We start from the raw sequence: 24,877 nt of genomic DNA on the forward strand, positions 1-24,877 counted from the left end.
GCAGCAACGCCGCACCCGTCAGTATTGCGTCAGCGCGCCGCGGTTGCCGCTCCCTGCTTGGGGCCGAGCGCGCGCAGCGTTTCCTTGATCGTCGACACGCGGATCGCGAGATCGGGCGAGCGCGTCTCGATGCGCAGCTTGTCCTGGCCCGCGAGCTTGATGTGCCGGTGCTTCTGCACCATCTCGATGATCCGCATCGGGTCGATCGGCGGATTCGGCTCGAACTGCAGCCCGATCGCCACCTCGCTCGCGTCGATCTTCACGATGCCGAGCGGCTTCGCGGCGATCCGCAGCCGGTGCGTCTCGACGAGCGCGTGCGCCTGCGGCGGCAGCTTGCCGAAGCGGTCGATCAGCTCTTCCTGGATGCCGTCGATCGCGTCGCCGTGTTCGCAGTTCGCGAGACGCTTGTACAACGACAGCCGCTCCTGCACGTCCGCGCAGTAGTCGGCCGGCAGGATCGCCGGCGCATGCAGGTTGATTTCCGTCGTCGCGGCGAGCGGGGCGGTGAGGTCGGGCTCCTTGCCGTTCTTCAGGGCCTTCACCGCGTCGTTCAGCATGTCCGTATAGAGCTGGAAGCCGATCTCGTGGATTTCGCCCGACTGCTTGTCGCCGAGCACTTCGCCGGTGCCGCGGATCTCGAGGTCGTGCATCGCGAGATAGAAGCCCGAACCGAGCTCCTCCATCTGCTGGATCGCTTCGAGCCGGCGCTGGGCCTGCTTGGTCAGCGCCTGCGGATCGTGGACCAGCAGGTACGCATACGCCTGGTGATGCGAACGGCCGACGCGGCCGCGCAGCTGGTGAAGCTGCGCGAGGCCGAACTTGTCCGAGCGATGCATGATGATCGTGTTCGCGCTCGGCACGTCGATGCCGGTCTCGATGATGGTCGTGCACAGCAGCACGTTCGCGCGCTGCGCGACGAAATCGCGCATCACCCGTTCGAGCTCGCGTTCGTGCATCTGGCCGTGCGCGATCACGATGCGTGCTTCCGGCACGAGCGCCTCGAGCATCGTCTTGCGGTTCTCGATCGTCTCGACCTCGTTGTGCAGGAAGTACACCTGGCCGCCGCGCTTCAGCTCGCGCAGCATCGCCTCGCGGATCACGCTTTCTTCCTCGCGGCGCACGAAGGTCTTGATCGCGAGCCGCTTCTGCGGCGCGGTTGCAATGACCGAGAAATCGCGCAGCCCTTCGAGCGCCATCCCGAGCGTACGCGGGATCGGCGTCGCGGTGAGCGTCAGCACGTCGACTTCCGCGCGCAGCGCCTTCAGCGCTTCCTTCTGGCGCACGCCGAAGCGGTGTTCCTCGTCGATGATCACGAGGCCGAGGCGCTTGAACTGCACGTCCGACGACAGCAGCTTGTGCGTGCCGATCACGATGTCGACGCTGCCTTCGTTGATCTGCGCGATCGCCGCGTTGACTTCCTTCGCGGTCTTGAAGCGCGACAGCTCGACGATCCGCACCGGCCAGTCGGCGAAGCGGTCGGCGAATGTCTGCGTGTGCTGCTCGGCGAGCAGCGTGGTCGGCGACAGCAGCGCGACCTGCTTGCCGCCCAGCACCGCGATGAACGCGGCGCGCAGCGCGACCTCGGTCTTGCCGAAGCCGACGTCGCCGCACACGAGGCGGTCCATCGGCTTGCCGCTCGTCATGTCGCCGATCACGGCCGCGATGGCGGCCGCCTGGTCGGGCGTTTCCTCGAAGCCGAAGCTTTCGGCGAACTTCACGTAGTCGCGCGGATCGAGCGAGAACGCGTGGCCTTCGCGGGCCGCGCGGCGCGCGTACAGGTTCAGCAGCTCGGCGGCCGTATCGCGGATCTGCTGCGCGGCCTTGCGCTTCGCGCGCTCCCACTGGCCGGAGCCGAGCGCGTGCAGCGGCGCGCTGTCGGGATCGGCGCCGCTGTAGCGCGAGATCACGTGCAATTGCGCGACGGGCACGTAGAGCTTGCTGTCGCCCGAGTATTCGAGATGCAGGAATTCGGTTTCGCCTTCACCGAGATCCATCGACACGAGGCCCATGTAGCGGCCGATGCCGTGCTGCGCGTGGACGACCGGGTCGCCGACCTTCAGCTCCGACAGGTCGCGCACCATCGCGTCGACGTTGCTGGCCTGTTCCTGACGGCGGCGGCCCGCGCGGCGGCCGAGCGCGCCGTACAGCTCGGTCTCGGTGACGACCGCATAGCCTTCGCCCGGCACCGCGAAGCCGTTCGCGAGCGGCGCGACGCCGAGCGCGAAGCGTTCGTCGCTCTCGAGCCAGCCCGCGAAGTGGTCGTTCGACGCGGGGCGCAGATGGTGTTCGGCGAGCAGTTGCAGGATCGTCTCGCGCCGGCCGGCCGATTCGACGGTCAGCAGCACGCGCTTGCCTGACGATTCGACGAACGTGCGCAGCGACGCGAGCGGATCGTCGGCATGGCGATCGACGGTGAGCTCGGGCAGCGCCGTCGCCCAGCCGCCGGCCGGCTGCGCGGGCAGCACGACACGCGCGAACGGCTTCGCGAACGCGAAGAAATCCTCGTCGGACAGGAACAGGCGCTGCGGTTCGAGGATCGGCCGCTCGCGATCGTGCGCGAGGAACGCATGGCGCTGCTTCGTATCGGCCGTGAAGCGCCGGATCGATGCCTCGAGATCGCCGGTGAACACGAGGTGCGCATCCTGCGGCAGGTAGTGGAACAGCGTGGCGGTTTCGTCGAAGAACAGCGGCAGGTAATACTCGATGCCGGCCGACGGCACGCCGTTGCCGATGTCCTTGTAGATCGGCGCGCGGCTCGGGTCGCCTTCGAAGGTCTCGCGCCAGCGGCTGCGGAAGGCCGTGCGCGCGGCTTCGTCGAACGGGAACTCGCGGCCGGGCAGGAGGCGCACGTCGCGCACCGGGTAGAGGCTGCGCTGCGTGTCGGGGTCGAACGCGCGGATCGAGTCGACCTGGTCGTCGAACAGGTCGATCCGGTACGGCAGCGGCGAGCCCATCGGGTACAGGTCGATCAGCGAGCCGCGCACGCAGTATTCGCCGGGCCGCACGACCTGGCTCACGTGCTCGTAGCCGGCCAGCGTGAGCTGCGCCTTCAGTTTCGCCTCGTCGAGCCGCTCGCCCTGGGCGAATGCGAACGTGTACGCGGCCATGAACGACGCGGGCGGCATCCGGTACAGCGCGGTGGTCGCGGGCACGAGCAGGATGTCGCAGCGGCCCTCGCCGAGGTCGTGCAGCGTCGCGAGACGCTCGGATACGAGATCCTGGTGCGGCGAGAACGTGTCGTAAGGCAGCGTTTCCCAGTCCGGCAGCAGGCGCACGCGCGCGTCGGGCGAGAAATAGCGGATTTCCTGCGAGAGCCGCTGCGCGTCGACCGCGTTCGCACAGATCACCGCGAGGAGCGGCACCTCCCCGCGGTTGTCGGCGAGATAACGGGCGATGGCGAGCGCGTCGGCGGAACCATGCGCGCCGTCGAAGGCGAAGCGCTGGCCGGGCTTGACGCGGGCAACGGGCGAGGCGGACGGGGTGGAAGCGTTATCTGGCATAGGGACGACAGGGGTGGCGTGCACGGGCGCATCGCGGTGCGCCGGTCGAGACGAAAGACCTATTATAAAATCCGCTTCTCGATTTCATCTTTCCGGCGTTCCATTTCGTGACTCCCCGACTTTTCGCCCTGATTCCCTGTGCCGGCACGGGCAGCCGCTCCGGTTCGGCCGTGCCGAAGCAATACCGCACGCTGGCCGGCCGCGCGCTGCTGCACTACACGCTCGCCGCGTTCGACGCGTGCAGCGAATTCGCGCAGACGCTCGTCGTCCTCGCGCCCGACGATTCCCACTTCGACGCGCGCCGCTTCGCGGGCCTGCGCTTCGCGGTGCGCCGCTGCGGCGGCGGCTCGCGCCAGGCGTCGGTGCTGAACGGTTTGCTCGAGCTGGCCGAATTCGGCGCGACCGACCACGACTGGGTGCTGGTGCACGACGCCGCGCGCCCGGGCATCACGCCGGAGCTGATCCGCACGCTGGTCGCGACGCTGAAGGACGATCCGGTCGGCGGCATCGTCGCGCTGCCGGTGGCCGATACGCTCAAGCGCGTGCCGGCCGGCGGCGACGCGATCGCGCGCACCGAGTCGCGCGACGCGCTGTGGCAGGCGCAGACGCCGCAGATGTTCCGCATCGGCATGCTGCGCGAGGCGATCCTGCGCGCGCAGCGCGAAGGGCATGACCTGACCGACGAAGCGAGCGCGATCGAATGGGCCGGCCATACGCCGCGCGTCGTGCAGGGCAGCCTGCGCAATTTCAAGGTCACGTACCCGGAAGATTTCGCGCTCGCGGAAGCGATTCTCGCGCGTTCCACGAACGCTTCCTGACTTTCACCCCCTCACAATCGGAATACGCATGGATTTCAGAATCGGACAAGGCTACGACGTGCACCAGCTCGTCGAGGGGCGCCCCCTCATCATCGGCGGCGTGACGATTCCGTACGAACGCGGCCTGCTCGGCCACTCGGACGCCGACGTGCTGCTGCACGCGATCACCGACGCGCTGTTCGGCGCGGCGGCGCTCGGCGACATCGGCCGCCATTTCTCCGACACGGACGCGGCATTCAAGGGCGCCGACAGCCGCGTGCTGCTGCGCGAGTGCGCCGTCCGCATCAAGGCGGCCGGCTTCACGATCCAGAACGTCGACAGCACCGTGATCGCCCAGGCGCCGAAGCTGGCACCGCATATCGACGGGATGCGCGCGAACATCGCGGCCGATCTCGGGCTGCCGCTCGATCGCGTGAACGTGAAGGCGAAGACCAACGAGAAGCTCGGCTATCTCGGCCGCGGCGAGGGGATCGAGGCGCAGGCCGCCGCGCTGCTGGTGAAGCAGGGCGGCTGACGCCCGGCGGCGGCGCGCGGGTTGCCCGGCGCGCCGCGCCGCGGAAATGAAAAATGCCACGCAGATGCGTGGCATTTTCGTCTGGAGCGACCACTGGGCTGGCGCGGCGGCCGGCCGAGTGGCGTACCGCTTATTCGCCTTCTGCGGCGATGACTTGCGCGGCGGCGTTGATCACCGATGCAATGCGGCCGACGTCGCGCAGCTGCGTGACGGTCATCCCTTGCTCGTTCTTCAGCAGCGCATAGTGCGACTTCACGCAGAAGTGGCACTTGCCGACGATCGACGCGGCGAGCGCGTACATCTCGAACTTGCGCTTGTCGACGCCGCCGTGCGTCGCATACGCGCCCATCCGCAGCTCGGCGCGTTGCGTCTTCAGGTCGGCGTCGTCGGCCATCTCGACATACGGATACCAGGTGTTGTTCATCCCCATCAGCGCGGCCGCCGTCAGCACGGCGTTCGTCTCTTCGGGCGACAGGACGCCGGCTTCGCGGATCGTCTTGATGAGCACCGTGCTCTTCGCCGCGATCGCCGCCGCCAGCGCGACGCCGACCGCGTCGGTGCCTTCGAGCGACGAGCGCGAGATCGTGCCGTCGAGGTTCAGGCGAATGTCCTTCGCGTAGTCGGGAATACGCGCCTTAATCGAATCGATGAATTCCATTGATATCTCCTATGGGTTGGCCGTTAAAAAAGCCCGCAGGCAGGACGTGCGCCGCGGGCTTCGTGCATCGATGCGCTTACAGCGTTGCGCCGCCGACTGCACGGTTGCACGGGCACAGTTCGTCCGTTTGCAGGCCGTCCAGAATCCGCAGGACTTCTTCCGGGCTGCGGCCGACGTTCAGGTTGTTCACCGAAACGTGCTGGATCGTGTTGTCCGGATCGACGATGAACGTTGCACGCAGGGCCACGCCGGCTTCCTTGTCGCGCACGCCGAGCTGGTCGATCAGCTCGCCCTTGACGTCGCCGAACGAGTAGTGGTTCAGCTTGTTCAGGTCCTTGTGCTCACGGCGCCATGCGAGCTTGACGAATTCGTTGTCCGAGCTGCCGCCCAGCAGGATGGCATCGCGCTCTTCGAACTGCTTCGTGAGCTTCGCGAATTCGACGATTTCCGTCGGGCACACGAACGTGAAATCCTTCGGATAGAAGTAGATGATCTTCCACTTGCCCGGGAACGACGCTTCGGTGACGGTCTCGAATGCCGACTGGCCGTTTTCCTCGTGATTGTTGAAGCCCGGCTTCGCGGCTACGACGGTGAAAGCTTCGAGTTTATCGCCCACGGTTTTCATGCGGATACTCCTGTATGAGTTGGGAAGAAGACTGAGTCAAGCTACCTCGGTGCTGCAACGATGATGTGACAGCATGGGTAAAACTATAACACTATTAGTAAAGTGCTTCAATAGATTTTAACTAACGATCTTCATAGTTTTTTTCAACCGGATCGATAGTGTGCAGTGCAAGAAGCGCGCGCGAGCGCGTCACGCAGTCGCACGCGCCTTGCCGGCGCCGGGGAATTCGAGCGTGACTTCGAGGCCCGCCTCGGGGTTGCGGTTGCGCAGGCGCAGTGCGCCGCGATAGCGGCCGACGAGGCGCAGCACGATCGCCATCCCGAGGCCCGTGCCGTCCGCCTTGGTGCGTGCGGTGTCGACGCGGTAGAACGGCCGCATCACGAGCGGCAGTTGATCCTCGGGGATGCCGGGGCCTTCGTCGCTCACCGACAGCTCGACGCGCGCGTGCGATACGCGCGTCTCGAGCGTGATGCGCGACACGCCGTCCTGCTTGCTCTGGCCATACTTGCGCGCGTTCTCGACGAGGTTGCCGATCACGCGGCGCATGTCGGTCTCGTCGGCTTCGATCACCGCGCTCGGCGCGAGCCGCGTGCGGATCTCGACACCGTCCTCGCCTGACACGCGCGCGGCGACTTCCTGCGCGATCGACGACAGGTCGACGGGCTCCGGTTTGCGTTGCGACGGGCGCGCGTAGTCGATGAAGGCCGCGATGATGCGGTCCATCTGTTCGATGTCGTCGACCATCGCGTCCTTGGTCGCCTGGTCGGACGGGCTCATCTCGGTTTCGAGCCGCAGCCGCGCGAGCGGTGTGCGCAGGTCGTGCGAGATGCCCGCGAGCATCAGCGCGCGGTCGGCCTCGAGCTGTTCGAGGTCGCGCACCATCTGGTTGAAACTGCGATTGGTATCGGCCGCGACACCCATCCCGCGCTCGGGCAGCGGCTCGGGCGCCTGGCCCGAACCGACCTGGCGCGCGGCGAGTGCGAGCCGCGAGAACGGCCGGTTCACGAGGCTGGTGATGAACGCGGAGCCGAATAGCGACAACGCGAGCGCGAATAGCCCCCAGCCGGCCCACTGCAGGCCCGTGACGCTGTCGAGCTGGTCGCGGTCGAGCGCGACCCAGTAATCGTCGTCGTCGATCTTGAAGCTGATCCACACGCCGGGAATGTCGTTGACCGACTGCGCGATCACGGTATCGTCGCCGAGGCGGCTGCGGATGTCGTGTTCGATCAGGCGGTTCAGCGATTCATCGGGCTGCAGCTTGAACTTGTCGGTTTTCTCGCGCGGGTAAACGCGCACGCCCTCGTTGCTCTCGAGATCCTGCAGCAGCGCGCGCCGCAGATCGGGATCGGAATAGAGCAGGGCGGTGCGCGTGAGCTTCACGATCGCGACGAGCTGCAGCGCGACGCGCTGCGCACGCGGCTCGCGCTCGATCACGCGAAAGCTCTGGAACCACGCGGCGAGACTGACCGAGATCAGCAGCGCGATCAGCAGGAAGGTGCGCCAGAACAGCCCGCCGAACGCGAGCTGCAGGAGGCGCCGGTCAATACGCATGGGACGGGCCGTGGGCGGGCGAAACCGGAAAGGAAAAGATCAGGCGGCGCCGTCCGGGATGAACACGTAGCCGAGGCCCCAGACGGTCTGGATGAAGCGCGGGCTGCCCGGATCCGGTTCGATCAGCTTGCGCAGGCGCGAGATCTGCACGTCGAGGCTGCGGTCGAACACTTCGTATTCACGGCCGCGCGCGAGTTCCATCAGCTTCTCGCGCGACAGCGGCTGGCGCGGATGGCGCGCGAACACCTTCAGCACCGAGAATTCGCCGGTGGTGAGCGGAATTTCCTGGCCGGACTTCGTCAGCGTGCGCGTCGCGAGGTTCAGCGAGAACTCGCCGAACTCGAACACCTCGGTGGTTTCCGACGGCGCGCCCGGCAGTTCGGCCGGCGCCTGGCGGCGCAGCACCGCGTGAATGCGTGCCACGAGTTCGCGCGGGTTGAACGGCTTCGGCAGGTAATCGTCGGCGCCCATCTCGAGGCCGACGATGCGATCCACATCCTCGCCCTTCGCGGTGAGCATGATGATCGGCGTGCGGTCGTTGCTGCCGCGCAGGCGGCGGCAGATCGACAGGCCGTCCTCGCCCGGGAGCATCAGGTCGAGCACGAGCAGGTCGAAACGCTCGCGTACCCAGAGCTTGTTCATGGCTGTCGCGTTTTCGGCGACGTAGACATTGAAACCCTGCTCGCCGAGATAGCGGCGCAGCAGATCGCGCAGGCGCGGGTCGTCGTCGACGACGAGAATCTTGGAGGGGTTTTTCGTTTCCATGATCGGCATCTTATCGCGAATGGGAATTGACGCACGGCCGCGTATTTTCGTGCGTTACAGTCGGTTACAAAATTTACCCGTAGTGTCGCGCAGAGTAAAGGCAGGCTATAGAGATTCCTTTACTCGAAGCCGAAATTCGGTAGATACTCCCCTGCACTCCATCTTTCATCTTTGCACACCCGAATTCCGCAGGGTTTTTCAAGTACCAGAGGTAGCCGGTTGCCGCGTGACGAAGGGAACAAATCGACCAAAGAAGCGAGGACGGTCATGCGATCTTTCCGGATTGCACTGATGCTGACGATCGCGCTTGCCGGTCCGTATGCGTCGAACTTCGCGTATGCGCAGCGCCCCGAACAGGGCGCACCGTCGCGCAAGCTGCCGCGCAGCAAGGCGCAGCCCGATCGTGCCGCCGAGATGCCGGTTCGTTCCGCCGTGCCTCCCGATCTCGAGCAGCACCGCCGCGACGGGCACATGACGCCCGAGGAGCGGCACCTGCTGCGCCAGCACATCGAAGACGCCGTTCGCGAGTTGTACAAGCGCTGACGCTCGCCGTCTTTCGCGCTGCGTGGAAATCTCCGCGCAGAAAAAATTCGTAGCACTTTTTCCGTCAACTTTCACCCGCCGAATGCCGTTGTACCGGCATCCGCACCGCCGGTGCGCTCCGGGAGTCCATGACGATGAAAGCGAACGCTGCCGCACCGGCGCCGTCGCCCGCGATGCAGTCGCCGCTCGATGCCGACGATGCATTGTTTTTCCTGAGCCGTACCGGTTTTTCTCCCGCGCCTGCCGATGTTGCTCGCATCGTCGGCATGACGCGCGCGCAGGTCGTGGCCGACACGCTTGGCAATGTTCGTCGCGACCCCGTCACGACATGGCCCGACTGGATCGCCGAGCTGCCGCCGACGCGCGCGCAGCGCCAGGCGCTGACCCCCGACATGCGGCGCGACGAGCAGCGCGAGCGCAACGTTCGGTACGATGCGCTGCGCGCGGCGTGGGTCAACGAGATGATCGTCACGCCGTCGCCGCTCACCGAGCGCATGACGCTGTTCTGGCACGGGCACTTCACGTCAGGGCAGGACAAGGTGCCTTACCCGCAGACGATGGCCGCGCAGAACGCGCTGTTTCGCCGCGAGGCGCTCGGCAACTTCGGCGTGCTGCTGCACGCGGTCGCGAAGGATCCGGCGATGCTGCAGTACCTCGACGGGGCGAGCAATCGCAAGGGGCGCCCGAACGAGAATTTCGCGCGCGAGGTGATGGAACTGTTCACGCTCGGCGAAGGGCATTACACGCAAAACGACGTGACCGAAGCTGCGCGCGCGATGACGGGCTGGACGGTCGATCCCGATACTTATCGCTTCGAGGTTCGGCCGGATTTGCACGACGCGGGCGACAAGACGATCCTTGGCGAAACGGGGCCGTTCGATGGCGACGGCTTTCTCGACATCCTGCTGAAGCGGCCCGGCACCGCGCGCTTCATCGCGGGCAAGCTGTGGCGCGAGTTCGTGTCGGATACGCCCGATCCCGGTGCGCTCGATGCGGTGGCCGAGCGGTTTCGTTCGAGCGGCTACGACATTCGCGCGGCGCTCGCCGCGCTGTGGTCGACCGATGCCTTCTGGGATCCGCGCAACCGCGGCGTGCTCGTCAAGTCGCCGGCGGAATTCGTCGTCGGGTCGGTGCGGCTGTTCGACGTTTCATACGGCGATCCGCAGATGCTTGCGAACACCGTGCGCACGCTCGGGCAGAACCTGTTCTACCCGCCGAACGTGAAGGGCTGGCCGGGCGGTGGGCTGTGGATCAACAGCACGACGCTGCTCGCGCGCAAGCAGTTCGTCGAGCAACTGTTCCGCGCGACGGAGACGGCCGGCATGCATCCGCCGGCGCATGCCATGGCGCCGCCGCCGAATGGCCGCGCGCACGTGATGCCGGTGGCCGATACGGCGTCCGCTGTCGGCATGCGCGGCACGCCCGCCAAGCCCGCGCGCGCCGGTCTGCGTTTCGACCTCGAACGCTGGCTTGCGCAATATCGCGCGCGGCCGCAGGCGATCGCGGGGCTGTCGACCGAGCTTCAGTTGCAGCACGCGGTGCTGCAACTTTCGCCGGTCGCGGCGATCGACACGGATTCGACCGGCAGCGCGTATCTCGAGGCGCTGCTGATGGATCCGGCCTATCAACTGAAATGATTCGAACGACGATGAAGCGGGGAGCCGGTGCGGCAAAGATACCGGGCGGCGAACCAAAGGATGCACGATGAACCGACGTGATTTTCTGACGCTGACAGGCGCTGCAGCCGCGGCTGGCGTGTCGATGTGGCAGGCGCCCGCGATGGCCGCGGCCGCGACGGGACGGCAGCCGGCGGCCGGGTATGCGAACGTGCTGATCCTCGTCGAGCTGAAGGGCGGCAACGACGGCCTCAACACGGTGGTGCCGTACGCGGACCCGCTGTACTACCAGTTCCGGCGCAGCATCGGCATCAAGCGCGAGCAGGTGCTGCAACTCGACGCGCACACGGGGCTGCATCCGTCGCTCGCGCCGCTGATGCCGCTGTGGCGCGACGGACAGGTCGCGGTCGTGCAGGGCGTCGGCTATCCGCAGCCGAACCTGTCGCATTTCCGCTCGATCGAGATCTGGGATACCGCATCACGCTCGGACCAGTACCTGCACGAAGGCTGGCTTACGCGCACGTTCGCGCAGGCGCCCGTGCCGCCCGGTTTCGCGGCGGACGGCGTCGTGCTCGGCAGCGCCGAGATGGGGCCGCTCTCGAACGGTGCGCGCGCGATCGCGCTCGTCAATCCCGCGCAGTTCATCCGTGCGGCCCGGCTCGCCGAGCCGTCGTCGCTGCGCGAACAGAACCCCGCGCTCGCACACATCATCGACGTCGAGAACGACATCGTGAAGGCGGCCGACCGGCTGCGCCCGCGCGGCGGGATGCGTGAATTCAGGACGGCCTTTCCGGCCGGCGCGTTCGGCACGTCGGTCAAGACCGCGATGCAGGTGCTGGCCGCGTGCGAAGCGTCCGGGCCCGGTGCGCAGGACGGTGTCGCGGTGCTGCGCCTGACGCTCAACGGCTTCGATACGCACCAGAACCAGCCGGGGCAGCAGGCCGCGCTGCTCAAGCAGTTCGCGGAAGGAATGAGCGCGATGCGCGGCGCGTTGATCGAGCTCGGTCGCTGGAACCAGACGCTCGTGATGACGTATGCGGAATTCGGGCGGCGCGTGCGCGAGAACCAGAGCAACGGCACCGATCACGGCACGGCCGCGCCGCATTTCGTGATGGGCGGCCGCGTGGCTGGCGGGCTGTACGGTGCGCCGCCGGCGCTCGGGCGGCTCGACGGCAACGGCAACCTGCCGGTCGCGGTCGATTTCCGCCAGCTTTACGCGACGGTGCTCGGGCCGTGGTGGGGGCTTGACGCGACACGCGTGCTGCAGCAGCGCTTCGATACGCTGCCGTTGTTGAGGGCGTGATGCGCGAGGGTCAGCGCCGGCGCGTGGTGCGCCACGCGATCCACAGCTTGCGGATCGGCGTCAGTGCAACGCGCTGGTGTAGCACCTGGTAGCCGTCGCGCTCGATTTCGTCGAGCAGTGCGCCGGCCAGTGCGATCTGCGCGCGCAGCGTGCGCTGGGCACGGCGTTCGGATGCGGGGATCGCCGCTTCGGCGGCCACGAGCGCTTCGCGCGCGCGGGTCGTCTGGAATCGCAGCAGTTCCGTGAAGGCCGGGCTGTAGCGGCGGTTCAGCAGGTCCGCCGCGGTCACGTTGTAGCGCTGCAGTTCGTCGATCGGCAGGTAGATGCGGCCGTGGCGCGCGTCGTTACCGAGTTCCTGCACGAATTGCGCGAGCGTCAATGCGCGGCCGGCATCCGCGGCCCACGGTTGCGGGTCGGCCGGGTTCGCCGCGCTGGCGCGCGCGACCAGCGACGCGAAGGTGCCGCCGACCTGCGCGATATAGCGCTGCAGGTTCGCGAAATCGAGGTAGCGCGCCTGTTCGAGATCCATCCCGTAACCGTTGACGAGCGTGCGCAGCGCATCGGCCTCGGCGGCGATCGCCGGATGATGCTGCGCGAGCGCTTTCGTGACCGGGTGCGACGGCTGTCCGTCGGCCAGCGCCGCGAGTTCCTTGTGCCACCACGCGAGCTTCGTGTGTCCGATGGTCGGGTCGCTGATTTCCTTGACGGTTTCCTCGAGTTCGCGACGCAGCGCGAACAGGGCGGTCAGGCGCGGTTGCGTGGCGAGCGGCGCCTGACGCAGCGCGTAGTAGACGCTGGAGCCCGCAGGGGCGGCCTTTTGCTGACAGTAGTCGTCGGAGTTCACGGGCGGAATCGTGTGGGGGCGGGTTCGGGGGACGCGTGGCGGCGCGGTGCCGAAACGTCGAGCGCGGCATTCTAGCATCGCAGCACGACGGGTGTCGGCAGGGGCGAGACAAGGTCGCGCGGATCGGGTAGAATCGCGGGCTCGCTTGATCGGGCGTGCCGGTTTTCGGGCCGGCGAGATGTCCCGGGCGCATGGAGCACGTATCTTGTGTCTCGCGCGGTCAGGCGACGGAAAGGCGCGTGAGTGGCGAAATTGGTAGACGCACCAGGTTTAGGTCCTGACGCCCGCAAGGGTGTGCCGGTTCGAGTCCGGCCTCACGCACCACATATTCCCCAACGACAGCCATCGTTGCCCCCAAAGCCCCGTCGGTCAATGACTTACGGGGTTTTTTGTTACCAACGTTGCCCAGCGTTTCCCATTGACCCCCACGAAATCGGGGGCATCGTAGGGGCAGTTTTCCTGATCCGGGGCATCAAAATGCCCCCACGACCAAATGCCCTTTACCGATGTCGCCTGGCGTGCGGCCAAGCCTCGCGAAAAGGCCTACAAGCTGGCTGACGGCCAAGGCATGTACCTCGAAATCATGCCGAACGGGTCAAAGTACTGGCGGTTGAAGTATCGCATCGACGGCAAGGAGAAACGGATGGCCCTCGGGGTCTATCCGGCCGTGACGATCCTTGCTGCTCGGAAGGCCAGTGACGAGATTAAAGACCAGTTGCGCGGCGGCCTTGATCCCTCACATGAGAAGAAGCGTGTGAAGGCGCAGCGCACCCTGGATCGGGCGAACGCGTTCGATCCGATTGCTCGCGAGTGGCATGAGCAGAAGACGGGGGCGTGGAGTGAACGTCACGCGGACCGAATCATGAAGCTGCTCGAGCGCGAACTGTTTCCCGTGCTCGGCGCATGGCCGATCGCCGAGATCTCGGCGCCCGAACTGTTGGCTGTGATTCGCAAGATCGAGGCACGTGACGCGATTGAGTTTGCGCACAAAGCCATCCAAGCCACCAGTCAGATCTTTCGATACGCCATTGCCACGGGTCGGGCTGAGCGCGCCCCCGAACCTGATCTCCGCGGCGCGCTGAAGTCGCGTATCGTCGTTCACATGAAGCGCGTGAGCGAGGCTGAGCTTCCGGAACTCATGCAGAAGATCAACGTTTACGAAGGCGACTACCAGACGCGCCTAGCGCTTCAGTTCATGGCGTTGACGTTCGTACGTACGAGCGAACTGCGGTTCGCAGAATGGACCGAGTTCGACGAGAAGAAGGAGTGGCGCATCCCGCCCGAGAGGATGAAGATGCACTCGCCGCACATCGTGCCGACGTCGAAGCAGGCGCTCGAGATGGTCGCGAAGCTGCGCGAACTGAACAGCCATAGTCAGCTCCTGTTCCCGAGCCGGTCGAGCTCGAAGAAAACGATGAGCGAAAATACGATTCTGTACGCTCTTTACCGGATGGGCTATCGCTCACGGATGACCGGGCACGGCTTCCGCGGCCTCGCCTCGACTATCCTGAACGAGCACAATTTCAACCGGGACTGGATCGAGCGGCAACTCGCCCACCGCGAGCGCGATGAGACTCGGGCGGCGTACAACCACGCCGAGTACCTGCCCGAGCGCCGGAAGATGATGCAGTGGTGGGGGCACTACTTATCTGAGGCGGCACGCAATTTGCTGTCGTTGCCTGCATAGCGACTGCGAGCCTTAGCGAAATAATTTTGACGAGCGCTAAGCGTTGATGACGAAAGGTTTGCTAGCATTAAAAAGACAAGCGACGTACGTGGCCGGCATGGATCTAACGTTTGTTTCTAGGGCAAGATGGCATTGACTCGTCAATCCCTCAATGACATGTTTCAGAGTGAGCGTCCGTAGGAGGCGATATGCGTATGTCAACTGACCAGAGCGAAGAAGGCTTCAAGGGCTTGGTCGACCTTGCGGGCGGTGACATAAAGTTAGTACTCGCTGCGCTCGAGCCTCTCGAAAATGGGGAACCGGTTACGTACGAACAAGCTGTCGATCGTATCGTGCAAGTACGCATCGCGCGTGAGGGAAAAAATTTGACGGTTGTCGCAGATCTGTAGTTTTGCGATATGTCGCTCGCTTGGGCTACCGTTGTCGTTGCGATTCTGCTCACTCCAGGCGCTTTTTTCTTTGCTGGCCTGTATGCCCCGCAGGCAGTCAGTCGAGAGACCTTGGCGATCAGTCCATTGGGTCAACTTGCGGGCATCGTCTGCACTTCATTTTTTTTGCACGGCATCTTTTACCTCGTCATCAATGATGGCGTATCGAGAATTTGCCCGTGGATACCTCCGGTTGATCTAAGTAGTTTTTTCCCAGTTTTACACGCTGACAACGGAGCGGTGCAGGAAGTTCGCGCGACCTCCACGGGTATTGCGTCTCATGTTGGCAACATCATTGTGTATTTCGCTTTCGTCGATGCGGCTGGGGTTCTAGTGGGATTGTTAGTCGGCCTTGCAATAGAGAATCAGGTTAGGGTTTTTTCTCGGCTAGCCAGGCACCCTTGGCTCTACGAAATTCGCGGTCCGAATAGTTCGAGTCGGGCTGGGCGTACTGTAATTGCAGTGTCTGCACTTTCCAAGGTGCAGGATAGTGGCCAGGTGATTTTGTACGAAGGGCAGCTTAGTCACATATACGTCAAGGCGGATGGAGCCATAAGCTATGTGACGCTTGTTAGCGCCGCGAGTAGTGTTGTTGCCATTCCGACGCGGGTGCCTGCCGCGGCGAGCGATTCACCTGTTTCGTCTGGAACCCCTTTTACGCCAGGCGCGATGACCCGTGGTGTCGACTGGCCACTTCAACAGAATAGTGAAGTCGACAAGTCGCTTCGACATAAGAGCGACATGTTGTTCCTCCCCGGTTCGGAGATTAACAATTTCTACCTGGAGCGACGTGTCTGGGAGTCGGATAAATTGACGAAGATCGAAAGAAACAAATTGCTGGAAAAGGGTAGAAAGGCACTGGCCGATGCCGGGATAAGCGATAAGTCCGTGGACGCGTGAGCTTCGCCGATTCGCAACCAACATTCCAACTGTGCCCCGAGCGGGGGCTTTTCATTCCCGTGAAGGTTCGGCTGTGACTCACTGCATCCCCGCACGCCTCAACTCCTCGCGCAGCAGATGCATCAACCTCGGGAAATCGCCGCTTTTTGGACCGGCGTAGCGAGCCGGCCGACGCTGCCTGATCCCTGCTGACTGGATCTATGAGCCGTGCTACGAGACGGGGAAGAACGTGTGGCACCGGATCGGATTGACCGACTGGCGAACGATGTGTGTCGCCGGCATCTGGAGGACGCTGACGGACCAGGACGGCACTGAGCATCATACAATGTCTATGATCACGGTGAACCGGTGCCGGACTTCTGGGATCCGATTAAGGAACTTGAGGATCCTGACTACTGGAGGTCCGAACAGCGTTGCACTGCATGCCCGTACGGCATAATCGCTTCAACCGCGCCTAGCTCGACGGGGCGAAAGCAGGGCTCCCTTACCCTGTTGGCGCGATTCCTTTTAAGGATTCGCGTGTGGGAACGCAATGGAAAATAAATCCGAACCAACCTTGTCTCAATTTCCTACATCCTTTCAGGTGGAAAAGTACGACGCATGCGCGAACTTCGAGGCGCAAGATTGGTATGTCAATCTTATGCATCGGGCGCTGCGCAAGAGTGCGGCGACTCATGGTGATTATTATGCCAGGGAGCTCAAAAGAGCTGCAAATATGGTTCTGGAAAATCCGATATTCCCAAGAATGAACCTTGTGGAGGGGGATGGGTTCTCGAAAAATGTGTTTAAGTCGCAAATTCGCGATCAGACTGCATATGACTATCTGTCAGGTGAGTGGATCTTGCGAGTTTATGGGAATGGGGATTCATCTTATGGCGATGCCTTGACAATCTTGGACAAGGATGTCCACGTGGAGGCGAAATTTGACGAGAAAGCGACTCAAGCATATGAAAAGTTAGATGTGCCCGCGTGGAAAATGCTAACAGATTTGGGTGTTGATATATCGGGAGAGGTTTTTGTTAGTGTGGATTTGTATGCTTCTGAAGAAAAGCTAATAGACGATTTTAGAATTTGGCTTCGTGCTACCCGAAGTGCTCTTGGTGCTCCTAATATAAAAAGACGTTTCTCTGGGACTGATTTTGAAAGATGGCATCAAAATAGGATACTGGGGTATCTTGATTTGACATTTTGGGCGCAAATAAATGGATTTAGGTTGACAAACGAAGTGATTGGTTCGGCATTGTTCCCGAATGAATACAATGTCAGTCTTTCCGAGCGCGTGCGCAAGGTTGTGGCGCCGCTTGCTCTTTCTGCGTCTAGTTCCCCATTTATTGAGGCATTGCTTTCACAAGAACTAGGCTAAAGGAATTAAATTCTAGAGAATCTTGTTCCGGAACGGATTTCGAAAATAAATGTTCCGGAACGAATGACGATGAATTTCATCCCTTCCTGACGAAATTTAACGTCAATAACATAGGCTCACTGACACTTCCAACGGTGAGCCAAAGTGAAGAAGACAGCAGCGCAGGCCGATTCCGGCAAGCCGATGGAGCCGATCCTTCCCCGGGTCGGCCTTTCCAAATGGGCGCAGATCGCGCCCTTTATTCCGATGTGCCGTGAGTCCTGGCGGAAGTTGGGGATCGCCGGCAAGGCTCCGCAGCCGATCCGGATGAGCCGAACCCATTCTGCATACAAAAATTCGGAGGTGCATCGCTGGCAGGAGAATCCGCTCGGCTACGTCGCGGTACCTCAGGACGAGCAGAAGGCGGCGTAAGTGGGCATGAAGTCAACCAGTCGCGGCGTCGTTGGCGGCCGAAGAGGCATCTGGTTGCGGGAGCATTCCGGGCAGCGTGAACTGATACATCAGGAACAGTTTTGTGAAGATAGCCAAGTCGTCGATTTCGTCATCTTCGACCAATGGAGTTTCATGGCTTGCCTCATTCCCCAGCGTACGAATTCGATGCGCGAAATCTCGCAAGCTTGGTGTAAGCAGGGACCGATTAGTCAGATTCTCGATTCTGGAATACAACGAGCCCTTCAGAGTCGCGTCAACTTCTTTAAGGCCCGCCTCCAGAGCCCTGCGATATGCATTGCCGGCCGGACCACGGAAGCCCGCAATTTTCAGTTCCTCGGCTTCCGAAAATGCCCTGAGGACGGACGGTGGCAGATGATCGGGAACGTCCGGACTCGGAGGTTTTGGGAACCACCCTCGAATACGTATGTGCAGGCTGTTTACCAGCAATGCAACAGTGCCGAAGTCGGGACGTACCATGGGAACGCTAATTTCCACGGTGCCACAGACACCTTGCTGGCACGCATTGCATGTTGCGAAAACCTCCACCGGCATCCAGCCCTGCTGGACGGCGTGGTGAGGACGCGTCCCTGCCACAGTAAACGATGTGTTATCCCGCAAGCAATGCGGGCATTTGATCGAGAAGGTTGTCATGGGTCCCCGGGCTAAACTGGTTCGAATCGATCGAGAACTCGAAATTCTTGTCGCGCTACCACTGGCTGAGGCGGCGCGTCGGATCGAGAAAGCATACCAAATCGCGCCTGATCGTCAGGAATATGTTGTGGCGTTGATAGGGAAAGTTCTGACTTATCGAGAGTTCTTCGAAGCAAGTCGGAGATAGGAAGGCGAAGTCAGATTCAGACCAAATGGCGTGATATTTCGCTTCTCGGCGCCTGGCGTTGAGTTTGGGCAGGGAAACTGAAATACCGTATGTACGTCGACTGCCAATCGATGGACGAAGAGGGAAGCCCCGCTTGGGGAGAGTTGAGGTAAGCCGAACCCTCCGGCAAACCGAACCGGCTTGGCCGCCGGCAGCTTTCCCCAAGCGGGGTTTTTGTTTTATCTAATTCGCACTACTTAGTAAGTAGTGGGAGAGGATGGCAAGTATGAAACGCGTTGAACATGATCGGTCAATTGTTGATGACGAGGCGCGAGAACGGCGCATCGCCGAGCTCGGGCGCGTGATCGAGGCGTCGTGTGATTCGGTCACGCGTCGGCACTACTGGCTGGAGATGCAAGCCGAGATCTGCGCACGTAGTTCTGCCCAGGTGGCTCGTATGGAGCGTGCACGGGGGCTGAGCCGATGAGAACGATCCTCTGGGCATACGGCGCAGGCCTCTTATCGCTGAGGATCACGCAGCACGCCTATGACTTTCTTTGTCTGTCGAGGCACTAATGGCCGCCACGGATTACCTGCTCGATCTCGGGCATTCCGTTGCGTACTACCCGGGCCTGGTGAAGCACCTTGGTAGCGTCAATGCCGTCCTTTTCTTCAGCCAGATCTTCTATTGGCAGGACAAGGCCGCGTCTGACCTTGGCGTGTACAAGACCGTCGAGGAAATCGAGGCAGAGACCGGCATGACGTACCGCGAGCAGGTCACTGCTCGCAAGCAGCTGGTCGAACGAGGTGTGCTGATCGAGACGAACAAGCGACTCGAGCATCGCGTCTACTACCGCATTGACCTCGACCGTCTGAACGAGATGATGGAATCCGCGAACTGCGGAAAGCGCATTTCGGGGGAGGCTGATTCCGCAGTCCGCGGGACAGCGAAAGCGCAAGTCGTTAACAAGACAAAGACTACTACAGAGACTACATCAAAGAGTACGGCTGACTTGTCAGCCATCCGCCACTTCGTGATCGACAGCCTGATGATGACCGACGTCCCGGAAGACGGCCACGGCGCCATGACGGTACAGAAGGAAGCGATGCGACTGCTTGCCAACTTCGCGCGTCAATACAACGTGCACGTGCATCTTGTTGCCCACCCGCGTAAGGGCCAGGACGAAAAGCGAAGCCTCGGAAAAATGGATGTCGGTGGCAGCGGAAAAATCACGGGCGCCGCGGACAACGTGTTTTCCGTCTGGTTGGCTCAGAAGGACCAGGACGACCAGAGCGTCGACGAACCAGACGCGCTTTTCACTCTGCTGAAGGCCCGGCACGGCGAGATGCAGCGCCGGTCGCTCGCGCTGTTCCTCAACCGTGACTGCATGCAGTTCGGGGCGAGTGAGTCGCGTCGACCATTCGTATATCTGCCGTATAGCCGTTCCCATCAGGAGCAGCCAGCGTGAGAAAAATTGACCACACGAGCGACTGTGCCGTTCACAACGAGCCCGTATATCCAGCCGGCCCGTGTAACTGCGGTCCGCAGCTCAAAGCTGAGCATAAATACGCTGCATGGCTTGGTCGTTGCGCTTGTAACCAGCGCGTGCGGATTGGAAGAGGACTCCGTGCTCATGCAGGGAGCCTATTTCATCGGTTCGGAGCAGCTTCCAGTCAACCGAGTTTCCCGACTGACTACCGCCGCCGGTCTGATAGCAACGAAGCAGGAAGTGGTTGTCGTGATTGACGCCATAGGCATGTGGTTCAACGATGCGGAAATAGCCGTCGTATCGCAGTTCGAGCACGCGGCGGTTCTGAATGGCGTCGATCAATTGTTGATGGAATTTCATGTTGCTGTCCCCATTTATATGATTCTTGTCGGTGTATGGCACGATGATTTTGACATGTCCGGGAACTCGACCCGGGCAATCACGCAGGGAGCGAGATGACGGAGGATCAGAAGGTTGATGAGCTTATCGCGCGGTGGTTGTGGTGGTGCGGAACTCGACGGATCTTCGCTCCCAGGTCGACGAGCAACCTGCTTGGACGCATGCAGCCGCTGCGCCGGCGCCGGGTTGAGCCGGGTTCATTCTTGGATCCCGAGATGTCATACCTGAACATGGCGATTAGGTCTCTTTGCGACCAAGCCGACGAAGAGTAATACGCGACGGCATTCCTCGCGGTCTACTGGGACAGCGTTCCCATCAAGCGTTTGGCTTACGAAATGAAATGCGCACGGGGAACGGTGTACAACCGGCACGCGGATTTGCTTCGCGTGCTGCGATGCTGGCACGCTCAATCAAGGCGTTGCACGACGGGAACTACGCGGAGCAGTGTTCAACTGAGGTTGAACAAAATAACGCTGTTGTGGATTGAACACTTTGGCTCAAAATATCGCCTGTATGGATAGGCTGTCTTCGTACGTCCAGCCGCTAGGCGATCGGCTAGAATGGCCGACCTTCTGACTGAAGGCAAAAGGAGACCACAGTGAGCACACATCCATATTTTCTCAAACACGCAACGCCAGCGAATATCAAAGCGGTGAAAGCTGCGCTTGATAGCGTTCCCGGTTGCACGAACGATATTCATGCGACGGCCAAGGGCGGTTACATTACACGCGTTCACTCATCGCTTCCCGAGCCGGATGTGTTTGCCGCTGTCAATGCGGCTCTCGCGCCTCTCAATGTACAGGCCGAACGGATGACGCAGTTGCCTCCCTTGATCGTTGGAAGTTCAGAAAAATTAATCGACTGACGTTTTCAGGCGAATTCAAAGCCAAGGATCCGAAGCCCGCTGGCAGCCGCCATCGGGTTTTTTGTTTCCGCTCGATGTCACGATGACCGCTCCCGGTTGCCTCCAATAGCGATCAGGGCAGCATGGCAAAGCACTCGCGAAGTTTCAGTGATAATGGTTGTGCACAAGAGTACCTGTGCATCCATACATAAACAGAAATTTTGTCGAGGAACCAAATGGATATCAAGAAGGCTGAGGAACACATTATCGATTCCTTCTCGCGCAACAACGAAGTCATTCGTCAGTATCTCGATGACGTTACTGCGCGAGTCAAGAAGCAATCTGACGCACTCGATGAGATCGCTTCGTTGACGCAGCCGCTGACGGTCGCGAGGGTTGCCGAAGCCAAGGATGCAGTACTCGATTTGACGGCAACATGGGATGAGCTTGGGCGCCTTTCGGATCTGCTCGCCAAACACTCCCCGCCCTCGGAGCAGTACGGTTTGGGGCCGTTTAAGGCGCGGATCGTGGATCAGTACAACGCCGGCTTGGACGCATACGAGAAGATCAAGCGTTGGTACGAAAAGATTTCGTTCTGATACCCGAAGTTGATTCGTCGATGCCTGCCTCTTGGCGGGCTTTTTGAATTGGAGCGCCACGACCTCCGTCCGACCTCAAACAATCGTCGGATCTATTCAGCAGACACCATATCGCGAGAAACGGCGCGTCGCCGGAGCGCATTGCATGCAACGCGCCCGGCGCGTTGTGGATACCGCCGCCGATTCCGGGATCGAACCACGCGCCGTTTTGCTGCCGGAATTCACCGGCGGTCATGAGCACGTAGGCTTCCTCCGGCGCATGACCATGATCCGGATATCTGACGCCGGGCATCATCAACGAGAAGCCTAGCTGGATGTCGTCGCGGCTTTCCGCACCGCCGGGCCCGCAGATCATCCCGTTCACGTGCCCGTCGATGTAGTTCGGGCTGCCGTCCTTTCCGGACGTGCGACGCGACCATCCGACCGCGGGCTCGAGCGACTTGATCAACTGCGCGACGGTGGCGAACGTCGGGTTGACGCGCGCGACCGACTCGAGCGCCCGGTCGAGCCATGCGCATGCGGGGTATCGCACCGCGAGCCGTGCCCCGTTATCCGACGGGTTTTGCAGTCGTGCGAATACCTGCGGCGCGAACGTGCGCGCCGCGGGTGGAAGCTGGTCCGACTGGAACAGATCGCCGGCGATCCGGACGAAATCCGCGATGTCCTTCGGGCGTTCTCTCATCCTGGTCTCTGCTCCCGTGGTCACTTGGCTTGATGAGTCTATGCGGAAACGCGCAGGTCCGGACAGCGAAACTGGGCGGCCGATTTGTCCGCAGCCGCCATGCATCCGCTGGAAAGCGGCGCTTTCCGTGAAGCGTTACAACCAGTCGGTTTCGAAACCGCAATCGGTCAGCGACACGCAGCCGTGCTCGGTCAGCACGACCTGCTGTTCGAGCTTGACGCCCTCGCGGCTGCCTTCCTCACCGATGTAGCTTTCGACGCAGACCGTCATGCCGACCTCGAACCGGTCGTCGTATCCCGCACTGTCCCAGTCGACCTGGTGCGCGACCGACGGATACTCGTCGACCATCCCGATTCTCGGCGGTGCGCAGCGATTCGCCGATCAGCACGAGTTCACCCGGCGACTTGATGAGCCGGGCGGTTTCCATCAGAGTCTGGCCGTCCTTCAGCGCGAGTCCGTGCTTCTCCAGATACGCGGTGCCGAACGGGTCGAGGCGATCGACGGCCAGGAAGCGCTCGCCCGGCGCATGCTTGCGGAACACTTCGACGATCTCGGCGCCCCACGTCGCAGCGCGCTGCTCCGCATCGGGGCCCGCGTTGAAGTAGGTCCAGCTGACCGCACTGCGCAATTCCACATCGAGATCCAGGCCGTCCCACACGTGCTCGCTGCTGTGGAATTCCCACGCGACGATGCGCCCCGTGGCAAACACCATCACGTAGCGTGCCGGATTGCGCCCGGCCCACACCTGCATGTTCGATGTATCGGTCGCGTAGCGAATGTTGACCGGGTCGTACAGCAGGATCGCCGGAACGTTGCGCGCGAGCAGCTGTTCCTGAACCCGGGCCAATCGGTATGCCCGTACGCCGCGCAACACGGCATCCTTGCCGTTCAGGTCATTAGGATCACTTAGATATCGGCACTGACCCACCGCCATACCTGCCTCCTTGAACTGTTCCGATAGTGCGTTTCTTGGGAATGGGTTGCGAGCACGACAAGTTCGGGCTTTCGTGGCACGCCCCGTGACCGTGCTGCGCACGGACTAGCACTCCAGCACGAGGTCCGACGTCGGGCGGCTGCAGCACAGTAGCCGGAAACCCTTCTGGACTTCCCGGTCGCGAATCCCGCCGTTGTGCTGCATGTTCACGGTTCCTTCGAGTACCCGGGTCTTGCAGGTGCCGCAGATGCCCTGGCTGCAGGACGACGGAATCGCGACGCCGGCCTTTCTCGCCGCCGACAGCACGGTGTCGGTGGCGTTCATCGTGAACGTTTTCGACGAGCGCGACAGTTTGATCGTGAATGTCTCCGACGACGCATCGGCAGCGGGGGCGGCGGGGGGCGGCGCGACGGCGGCATTGATGTCGAAGCTTTCCTGGTGATAGCGCGCCGGATCATGTCCGCCGCTGCGCAGCACGTCGCGTACCGCAGTCATGTAGCCGGCCGGGCCGCAGGTGAACGCTTCGCGGTCGGCGTAGTCGGGCACATGCTCGGCGAGCAGTTGCAGACCGAGCCGGCCGATCGATCCCGGCCACTGTGCGTCGTCGCCGGCGCCTTCACAGACGAAGAACGTGCGAAGGCGCGGCGACCGCGCCTCGAGTCGCTGCAGCTCGTGACGGAACACGATGTCGGCGGGCGTTCTTGCGCTGTGGACGAATACGATGTCCAGGTCCAGCCCGAGGTCGATGCTCGCGCGCGTCATCGACATCAGCGGCGTCACGCCCGAGCCGGCGGAAAGGTACAGCAGTTTGGCGGCGGGCGCGGCGGTCGGCGTGAAGCTGCCCGACGGGCCGTATGCCGACAACTTGCCGCCCGGCCTCATGTTGTCGTGCAGCCAGTTCGACATGACGCCGCCGGGCACCCGCTTGACCGTGATCGATAGTAGATAGGGGCGTGTCGGCGGCGACGAGATCGTGTAGCAGCGCTCGACCGTCTGGCCGTGGACGTTCGCCGACACCGTCATGAACTGGCCAGGTTCGAAGCGAACGGGCGAGCCGTCGCCCACGCGGAACTCGAAGCTTCTGACGTCGTGGGTTTCGTCGACGACGCGGCAACACGTCAGTACCTGCCGTTCGCCGCTCGCCCAGGTTCTTCCGGTGCCGTCCCACGTGCCGGGACTGGAGAATCGGTCGTGTGCCTCGGGTGCGGGATCGAACATGCTGTCTACGGAGTTCATGGCATCGCTTCCTTGGGGCGCGTTGCACGTTCTACGTGCACGCTGTCATTCGCGAAAGCCGGGCTTCGATCACCGACCGGGCGTGTGCTCCGTTTCGATGTCTCGCTCCGTGTCCGGATGCCTTCGCTGTGTGCCGAGTATTGGCATGCACTGGAACAGCGTCAACGCGCTATATTTTCCGCGCGCCATTACATCAGGTTATGCGTGACGCGCGTCCCCGCGGGGAACGGCTCGGCCTGACGATCAGGAAGTCGTCGCGGTGCATATAGCCTTCTTCCATATCCTCAGTACTGTCGGATGCCGGATTTCTCCGCAGCGTCTCGGTACTT

General features: G+C 62.4%; 25 protein-coding genes, 1 tRNA gene and 2 pseudogenes. 16 read left to right on the forward strand and 12 right to left on the reverse strand.

Annotation, left to right across the window (positions count from 1 at the left end; all coding sequences use genetic code 11):
• Positions 1–29: 29 nt before the first annotated feature.
• Positions 30–3,500 carry a transcription-repair coupling factor gene (gene mfd, locus G3O06_RS10310; protein WP_205815929.1) on the reverse strand — a complete coding sequence of 1,157 codons (3,471 nt, stop codon included), beginning with the start codon at positions 3,498–3,500 and terminating at the stop codon, positions 30–32.
• A 107-nt stretch (positions 3,501–3,607) separates the two neighbouring features.
• Between mfd and ispD the strand changes: the two genes are divergently transcribed.
• Together ispD and ispF are read left to right on the forward strand one after the other, a co-directional pair.
• Positions 3,608–4,318, forward strand: a complete 711-nt coding sequence (gene ispD, locus G3O06_RS10315; protein ID WP_011352390.1) for a 2-C-methyl-D-erythritol 4-phosphate cytidylyltransferase — start codon at positions 3,608–3,610, stop codon at positions 4,316–4,318.
• 28 nt (positions 4,319–4,346) lie between these two features.
• Positions 4,347–4,832, forward strand: coding sequence for a 2-C-methyl-D-erythritol 2,4-cyclodiphosphate synthase (gene ispF, locus G3O06_RS10320; RefSeq protein WP_174914614.1), 486 nt, complete (start codon positions 4,347–4,349; stop codon positions 4,830–4,832).
• A 130-nt stretch (positions 4,833–4,962) separates the two neighbouring features.
• On the opposite strand, the gene G3O06_RS10325 is transcribed toward ispF, so the two are convergent.
• From G3O06_RS10325 to ompR, 4 genes are all read right to left on the reverse strand, one after another.
• Complete coding sequence (locus G3O06_RS10325) at positions 4,963–5,490, reverse strand: carboxymuconolactone decarboxylase family protein (RefSeq protein WP_011352388.1); 528 nt, start codon at positions 5,488–5,490, stop codon at positions 4,963–4,965.
• A gap of 76 nt (positions 5,491–5,566) precedes the next feature.
• Positions 5,567–6,115 (reverse strand): peroxiredoxin, encoded by a 549-nt coding sequence (locus G3O06_RS10330; protein ID WP_043188036.1) that lies wholly within the window; start codon positions 6,113–6,115, stop codon positions 5,567–5,569.
• Between the two features lie 189 nt (positions 6,116–6,304).
• Complete coding sequence (locus G3O06_RS10335) at positions 6,305–7,666, reverse strand: ATP-binding protein (protein WP_174997966.1); 1,362 nt, start codon at positions 7,664–7,666, stop codon at positions 6,305–6,307.
• Between the two features lie 39 nt (positions 7,667–7,705).
• On the reverse strand, positions 7,706–8,431 hold the full coding sequence (gene ompR / locus G3O06_RS10340; protein ID WP_004199523.1) for a two-component system response regulator OmpR: 726 nt from the start codon (positions 8,429–8,431) through the stop codon (positions 7,706–7,708).
• A 267-nt stretch (positions 8,432–8,698) separates the two neighbouring features.
• On the opposite strand from ompR, the gene G3O06_RS10345 reads away from it, so the two are divergent.
• From G3O06_RS10345 to G3O06_RS10355, 3 genes are all read left to right on the forward strand, one after another.
• Positions 8,699–8,974, forward strand: coding sequence for a hypothetical protein (locus tag G3O06_RS10345; RefSeq protein WP_174997965.1), 276 nt, complete (start codon positions 8,699–8,701; stop codon positions 8,972–8,974).
• A 134-nt stretch (positions 8,975–9,108) separates the two neighbouring features.
• Positions 9,109–10,611: a DUF1800 domain-containing protein gene (locus G3O06_RS10350; protein ID WP_205815930.1), complete on the forward strand. Its 1,503-nt coding sequence runs from the start codon at positions 9,109–9,111 to the stop codon at positions 10,609–10,611.
• Positions 10,612–10,678: 67 nt separating this feature from the next.
• Positions 10,679–11,893 (forward strand): DUF1501 domain-containing protein, encoded by a 1,215-nt coding sequence (locus G3O06_RS10355; RefSeq protein WP_205815931.1) that lies wholly within the window; start codon positions 10,679–10,681, stop codon positions 11,891–11,893.
• Positions 11,894–11,903: 10 nt separating this feature from the next.
• Here G3O06_RS10355 and hpnD read toward each other — a convergent pair whose 3' ends face one another.
• Positions 11,904–12,737 (reverse strand): presqualene diphosphate synthase HpnD, encoded by an 834-nt coding sequence (gene hpnD / locus G3O06_RS10360; RefSeq protein WP_205815932.1) that lies wholly within the window; start codon positions 12,735–12,737, stop codon positions 11,904–11,906.
• A gap of 237 nt (positions 12,738–12,974) precedes the next feature.
• Here hpnD and G3O06_RS10365 point away from each other — a divergent pair.
• The 7 genes and pseudogenes from G3O06_RS10365 to G3O06_RS10395 all read left to right on the forward strand — a co-directional run bounded on the left by G3O06_RS10365 (position 12,975) and on the right by G3O06_RS10395 (position 17,526).
• A tRNA-Leu gene (locus G3O06_RS10365) sits at positions 12,975–13,061 on the forward strand.
• A 169-nt stretch (positions 13,062–13,230) separates the two neighbouring features.
• Positions 13,231–14,424 (forward strand): integrase arm-type DNA-binding domain-containing protein, encoded by a 1,194-nt coding sequence (locus G3O06_RS10370; protein ID WP_205815933.1) that lies wholly within the window; start codon positions 13,231–13,233, stop codon positions 14,422–14,424.
• 194 nt (positions 14,425–14,618) lie between these two features.
• Positions 14,619–14,813, forward strand: a complete 195-nt coding sequence (locus G3O06_RS10375; RefSeq protein WP_205815934.1) for a hypothetical protein — start codon at positions 14,619–14,621, stop codon at positions 14,811–14,813.
• A 9-nt stretch (positions 14,814–14,822) separates the two neighbouring features.
• On the forward strand, positions 14,823–15,752 hold the full coding sequence (locus G3O06_RS10380; RefSeq protein ID WP_205815935.1) for a hypothetical protein: 930 nt from the start codon (positions 14,823–14,825) through the stop codon (positions 15,750–15,752).
• A 124-nt stretch (positions 15,753–15,876) separates the two neighbouring features.
• Positions 15,877–16,098: pseudogene (locus G3O06_RS48975) on the forward strand (SOS response-associated peptidase family protein); the annotation flags it as partial.
• Between the two features lie 186 nt (positions 16,099–16,284).
• A complete protein-coding gene (locus G3O06_RS10390; protein WP_205815936.1) occupies positions 16,285–17,115 on the forward strand; it encodes a DUF6387 family protein in 831 nt (276 codons plus the stop codon).
• Between the two features lie 144 nt (positions 17,116–17,259).
• Positions 17,260–17,526, forward strand: a complete 267-nt coding sequence (locus tag G3O06_RS10395) for a transcriptional regulator (RefSeq protein ID WP_346779503.1) — start codon at positions 17,260–17,262, stop codon at positions 17,524–17,526.
• Positions 17,527–17,538: 12 nt separating this feature from the next.
• Here the strand turns inward: G3O06_RS10395 and G3O06_RS10400 are convergent, their stop codons facing one another.
• Positions 17,539–18,198 (reverse strand): DUF4145 domain-containing protein, encoded by a 660-nt coding sequence (locus G3O06_RS10400; protein WP_205815937.1) that lies wholly within the window; start codon positions 18,196–18,198, stop codon positions 17,539–17,541.
• A 452-nt stretch (positions 18,199–18,650) separates the two neighbouring features.
• Between G3O06_RS10400 and G3O06_RS10405 the strand changes: the two genes are divergently transcribed.
• Positions 18,651–18,851 carry a hypothetical protein gene (locus tag G3O06_RS10405; RefSeq protein ID WP_205815938.1) on the forward strand — a complete coding sequence of 67 codons (201 nt, stop codon included), beginning with the start codon at positions 18,651–18,653 and terminating at the stop codon, positions 18,849–18,851.
• Positions 18,852–18,939: 88 nt separating this feature from the next.
• On the forward strand, positions 18,940–19,833 hold the full coding sequence (locus tag G3O06_RS10410) for a hypothetical protein (protein WP_205815939.1): 894 nt from the start codon (positions 18,940–18,942) through the stop codon (positions 19,831–19,833).
• Positions 19,834–19,914: 81 nt separating this feature from the next.
• On the opposite strand, the gene G3O06_RS10415 is transcribed toward G3O06_RS10410, so the two are convergent.
• On the reverse strand, positions 19,915–20,214 hold the full coding sequence (locus tag G3O06_RS10415; protein WP_205815940.1) for a hypothetical protein: 300 nt from the start codon (positions 20,212–20,214) through the stop codon (positions 19,915–19,917).
• A 637-nt stretch (positions 20,215–20,851) separates the two neighbouring features.
• Between G3O06_RS10415 and G3O06_RS10420 the strand changes: the two genes are divergently transcribed.
• Both G3O06_RS10420 and G3O06_RS10425 read left to right on the forward strand, forming a co-directional pair.
• Positions 20,852–21,118, forward strand: coding sequence for a hypothetical protein (locus G3O06_RS10420; RefSeq protein ID WP_205815941.1), 267 nt, complete (start codon positions 20,852–20,854; stop codon positions 21,116–21,118).
• A 215-nt stretch (positions 21,119–21,333) separates the two neighbouring features.
• Complete coding sequence (locus G3O06_RS10425; protein ID WP_205815942.1) at positions 21,334–21,696, forward strand: hypothetical protein; 363 nt, start codon at positions 21,334–21,336, stop codon at positions 21,694–21,696.
• Between the two features lie 94 nt (positions 21,697–21,790).
• On the opposite strand, the pseudogene G3O06_RS10430 reads toward G3O06_RS10425, so the two are convergent.
• The 4 genes and pseudogenes from G3O06_RS10430 to G3O06_RS10440 all read right to left on the reverse strand — a co-directional run.
• A pseudogene (locus tag G3O06_RS10430) lies at positions 21,791–22,378 on the reverse strand (dimethylsulfoniopropionate lyase); the annotation flags it as partial.
• Between the two features lie 135 nt (positions 22,379–22,513).
• Entirely contained in the window at positions 22,514–22,648 is a 135-nt protein-coding gene (locus G3O06_RS49655) for a hypothetical protein (RefSeq protein WP_277403704.1), read from the reverse strand.
• On the reverse strand, positions 22,617–23,414 hold the full coding sequence (locus G3O06_RS10435) for a hypothetical protein (protein ID WP_241019729.1): 798 nt from the start codon (positions 23,412–23,414) through the stop codon (positions 22,617–22,619). The genes G3O06_RS49655 and G3O06_RS10435 overlap by 32 nt, the downstream gene beginning before the upstream one ends.
• Positions 23,415–23,417: 3 nt before the next feature.
• The gene (locus G3O06_RS10440; protein ID WP_205815944.1) at positions 23,418–24,548 is read right to left on the reverse strand and encodes a hybrid-cluster NAD(P)-dependent oxidoreductase; all 1,131 of its coding nucleotides are present in this window, start codon (positions 24,546–24,548) and stop codon (positions 23,418–23,420) included.
• Between the last annotated feature and the right edge of the window lie 329 nt (positions 24,549–24,877).

Source organism: Burkholderia sp. Ac-20345 (genome assembly GCF_017104825.1).
Classification (GTDB): Bacteria; Pseudomonadota; Gammaproteobacteria; order Burkholderiales; family Burkholderiaceae; genus Burkholderia; species Burkholderia lata_B.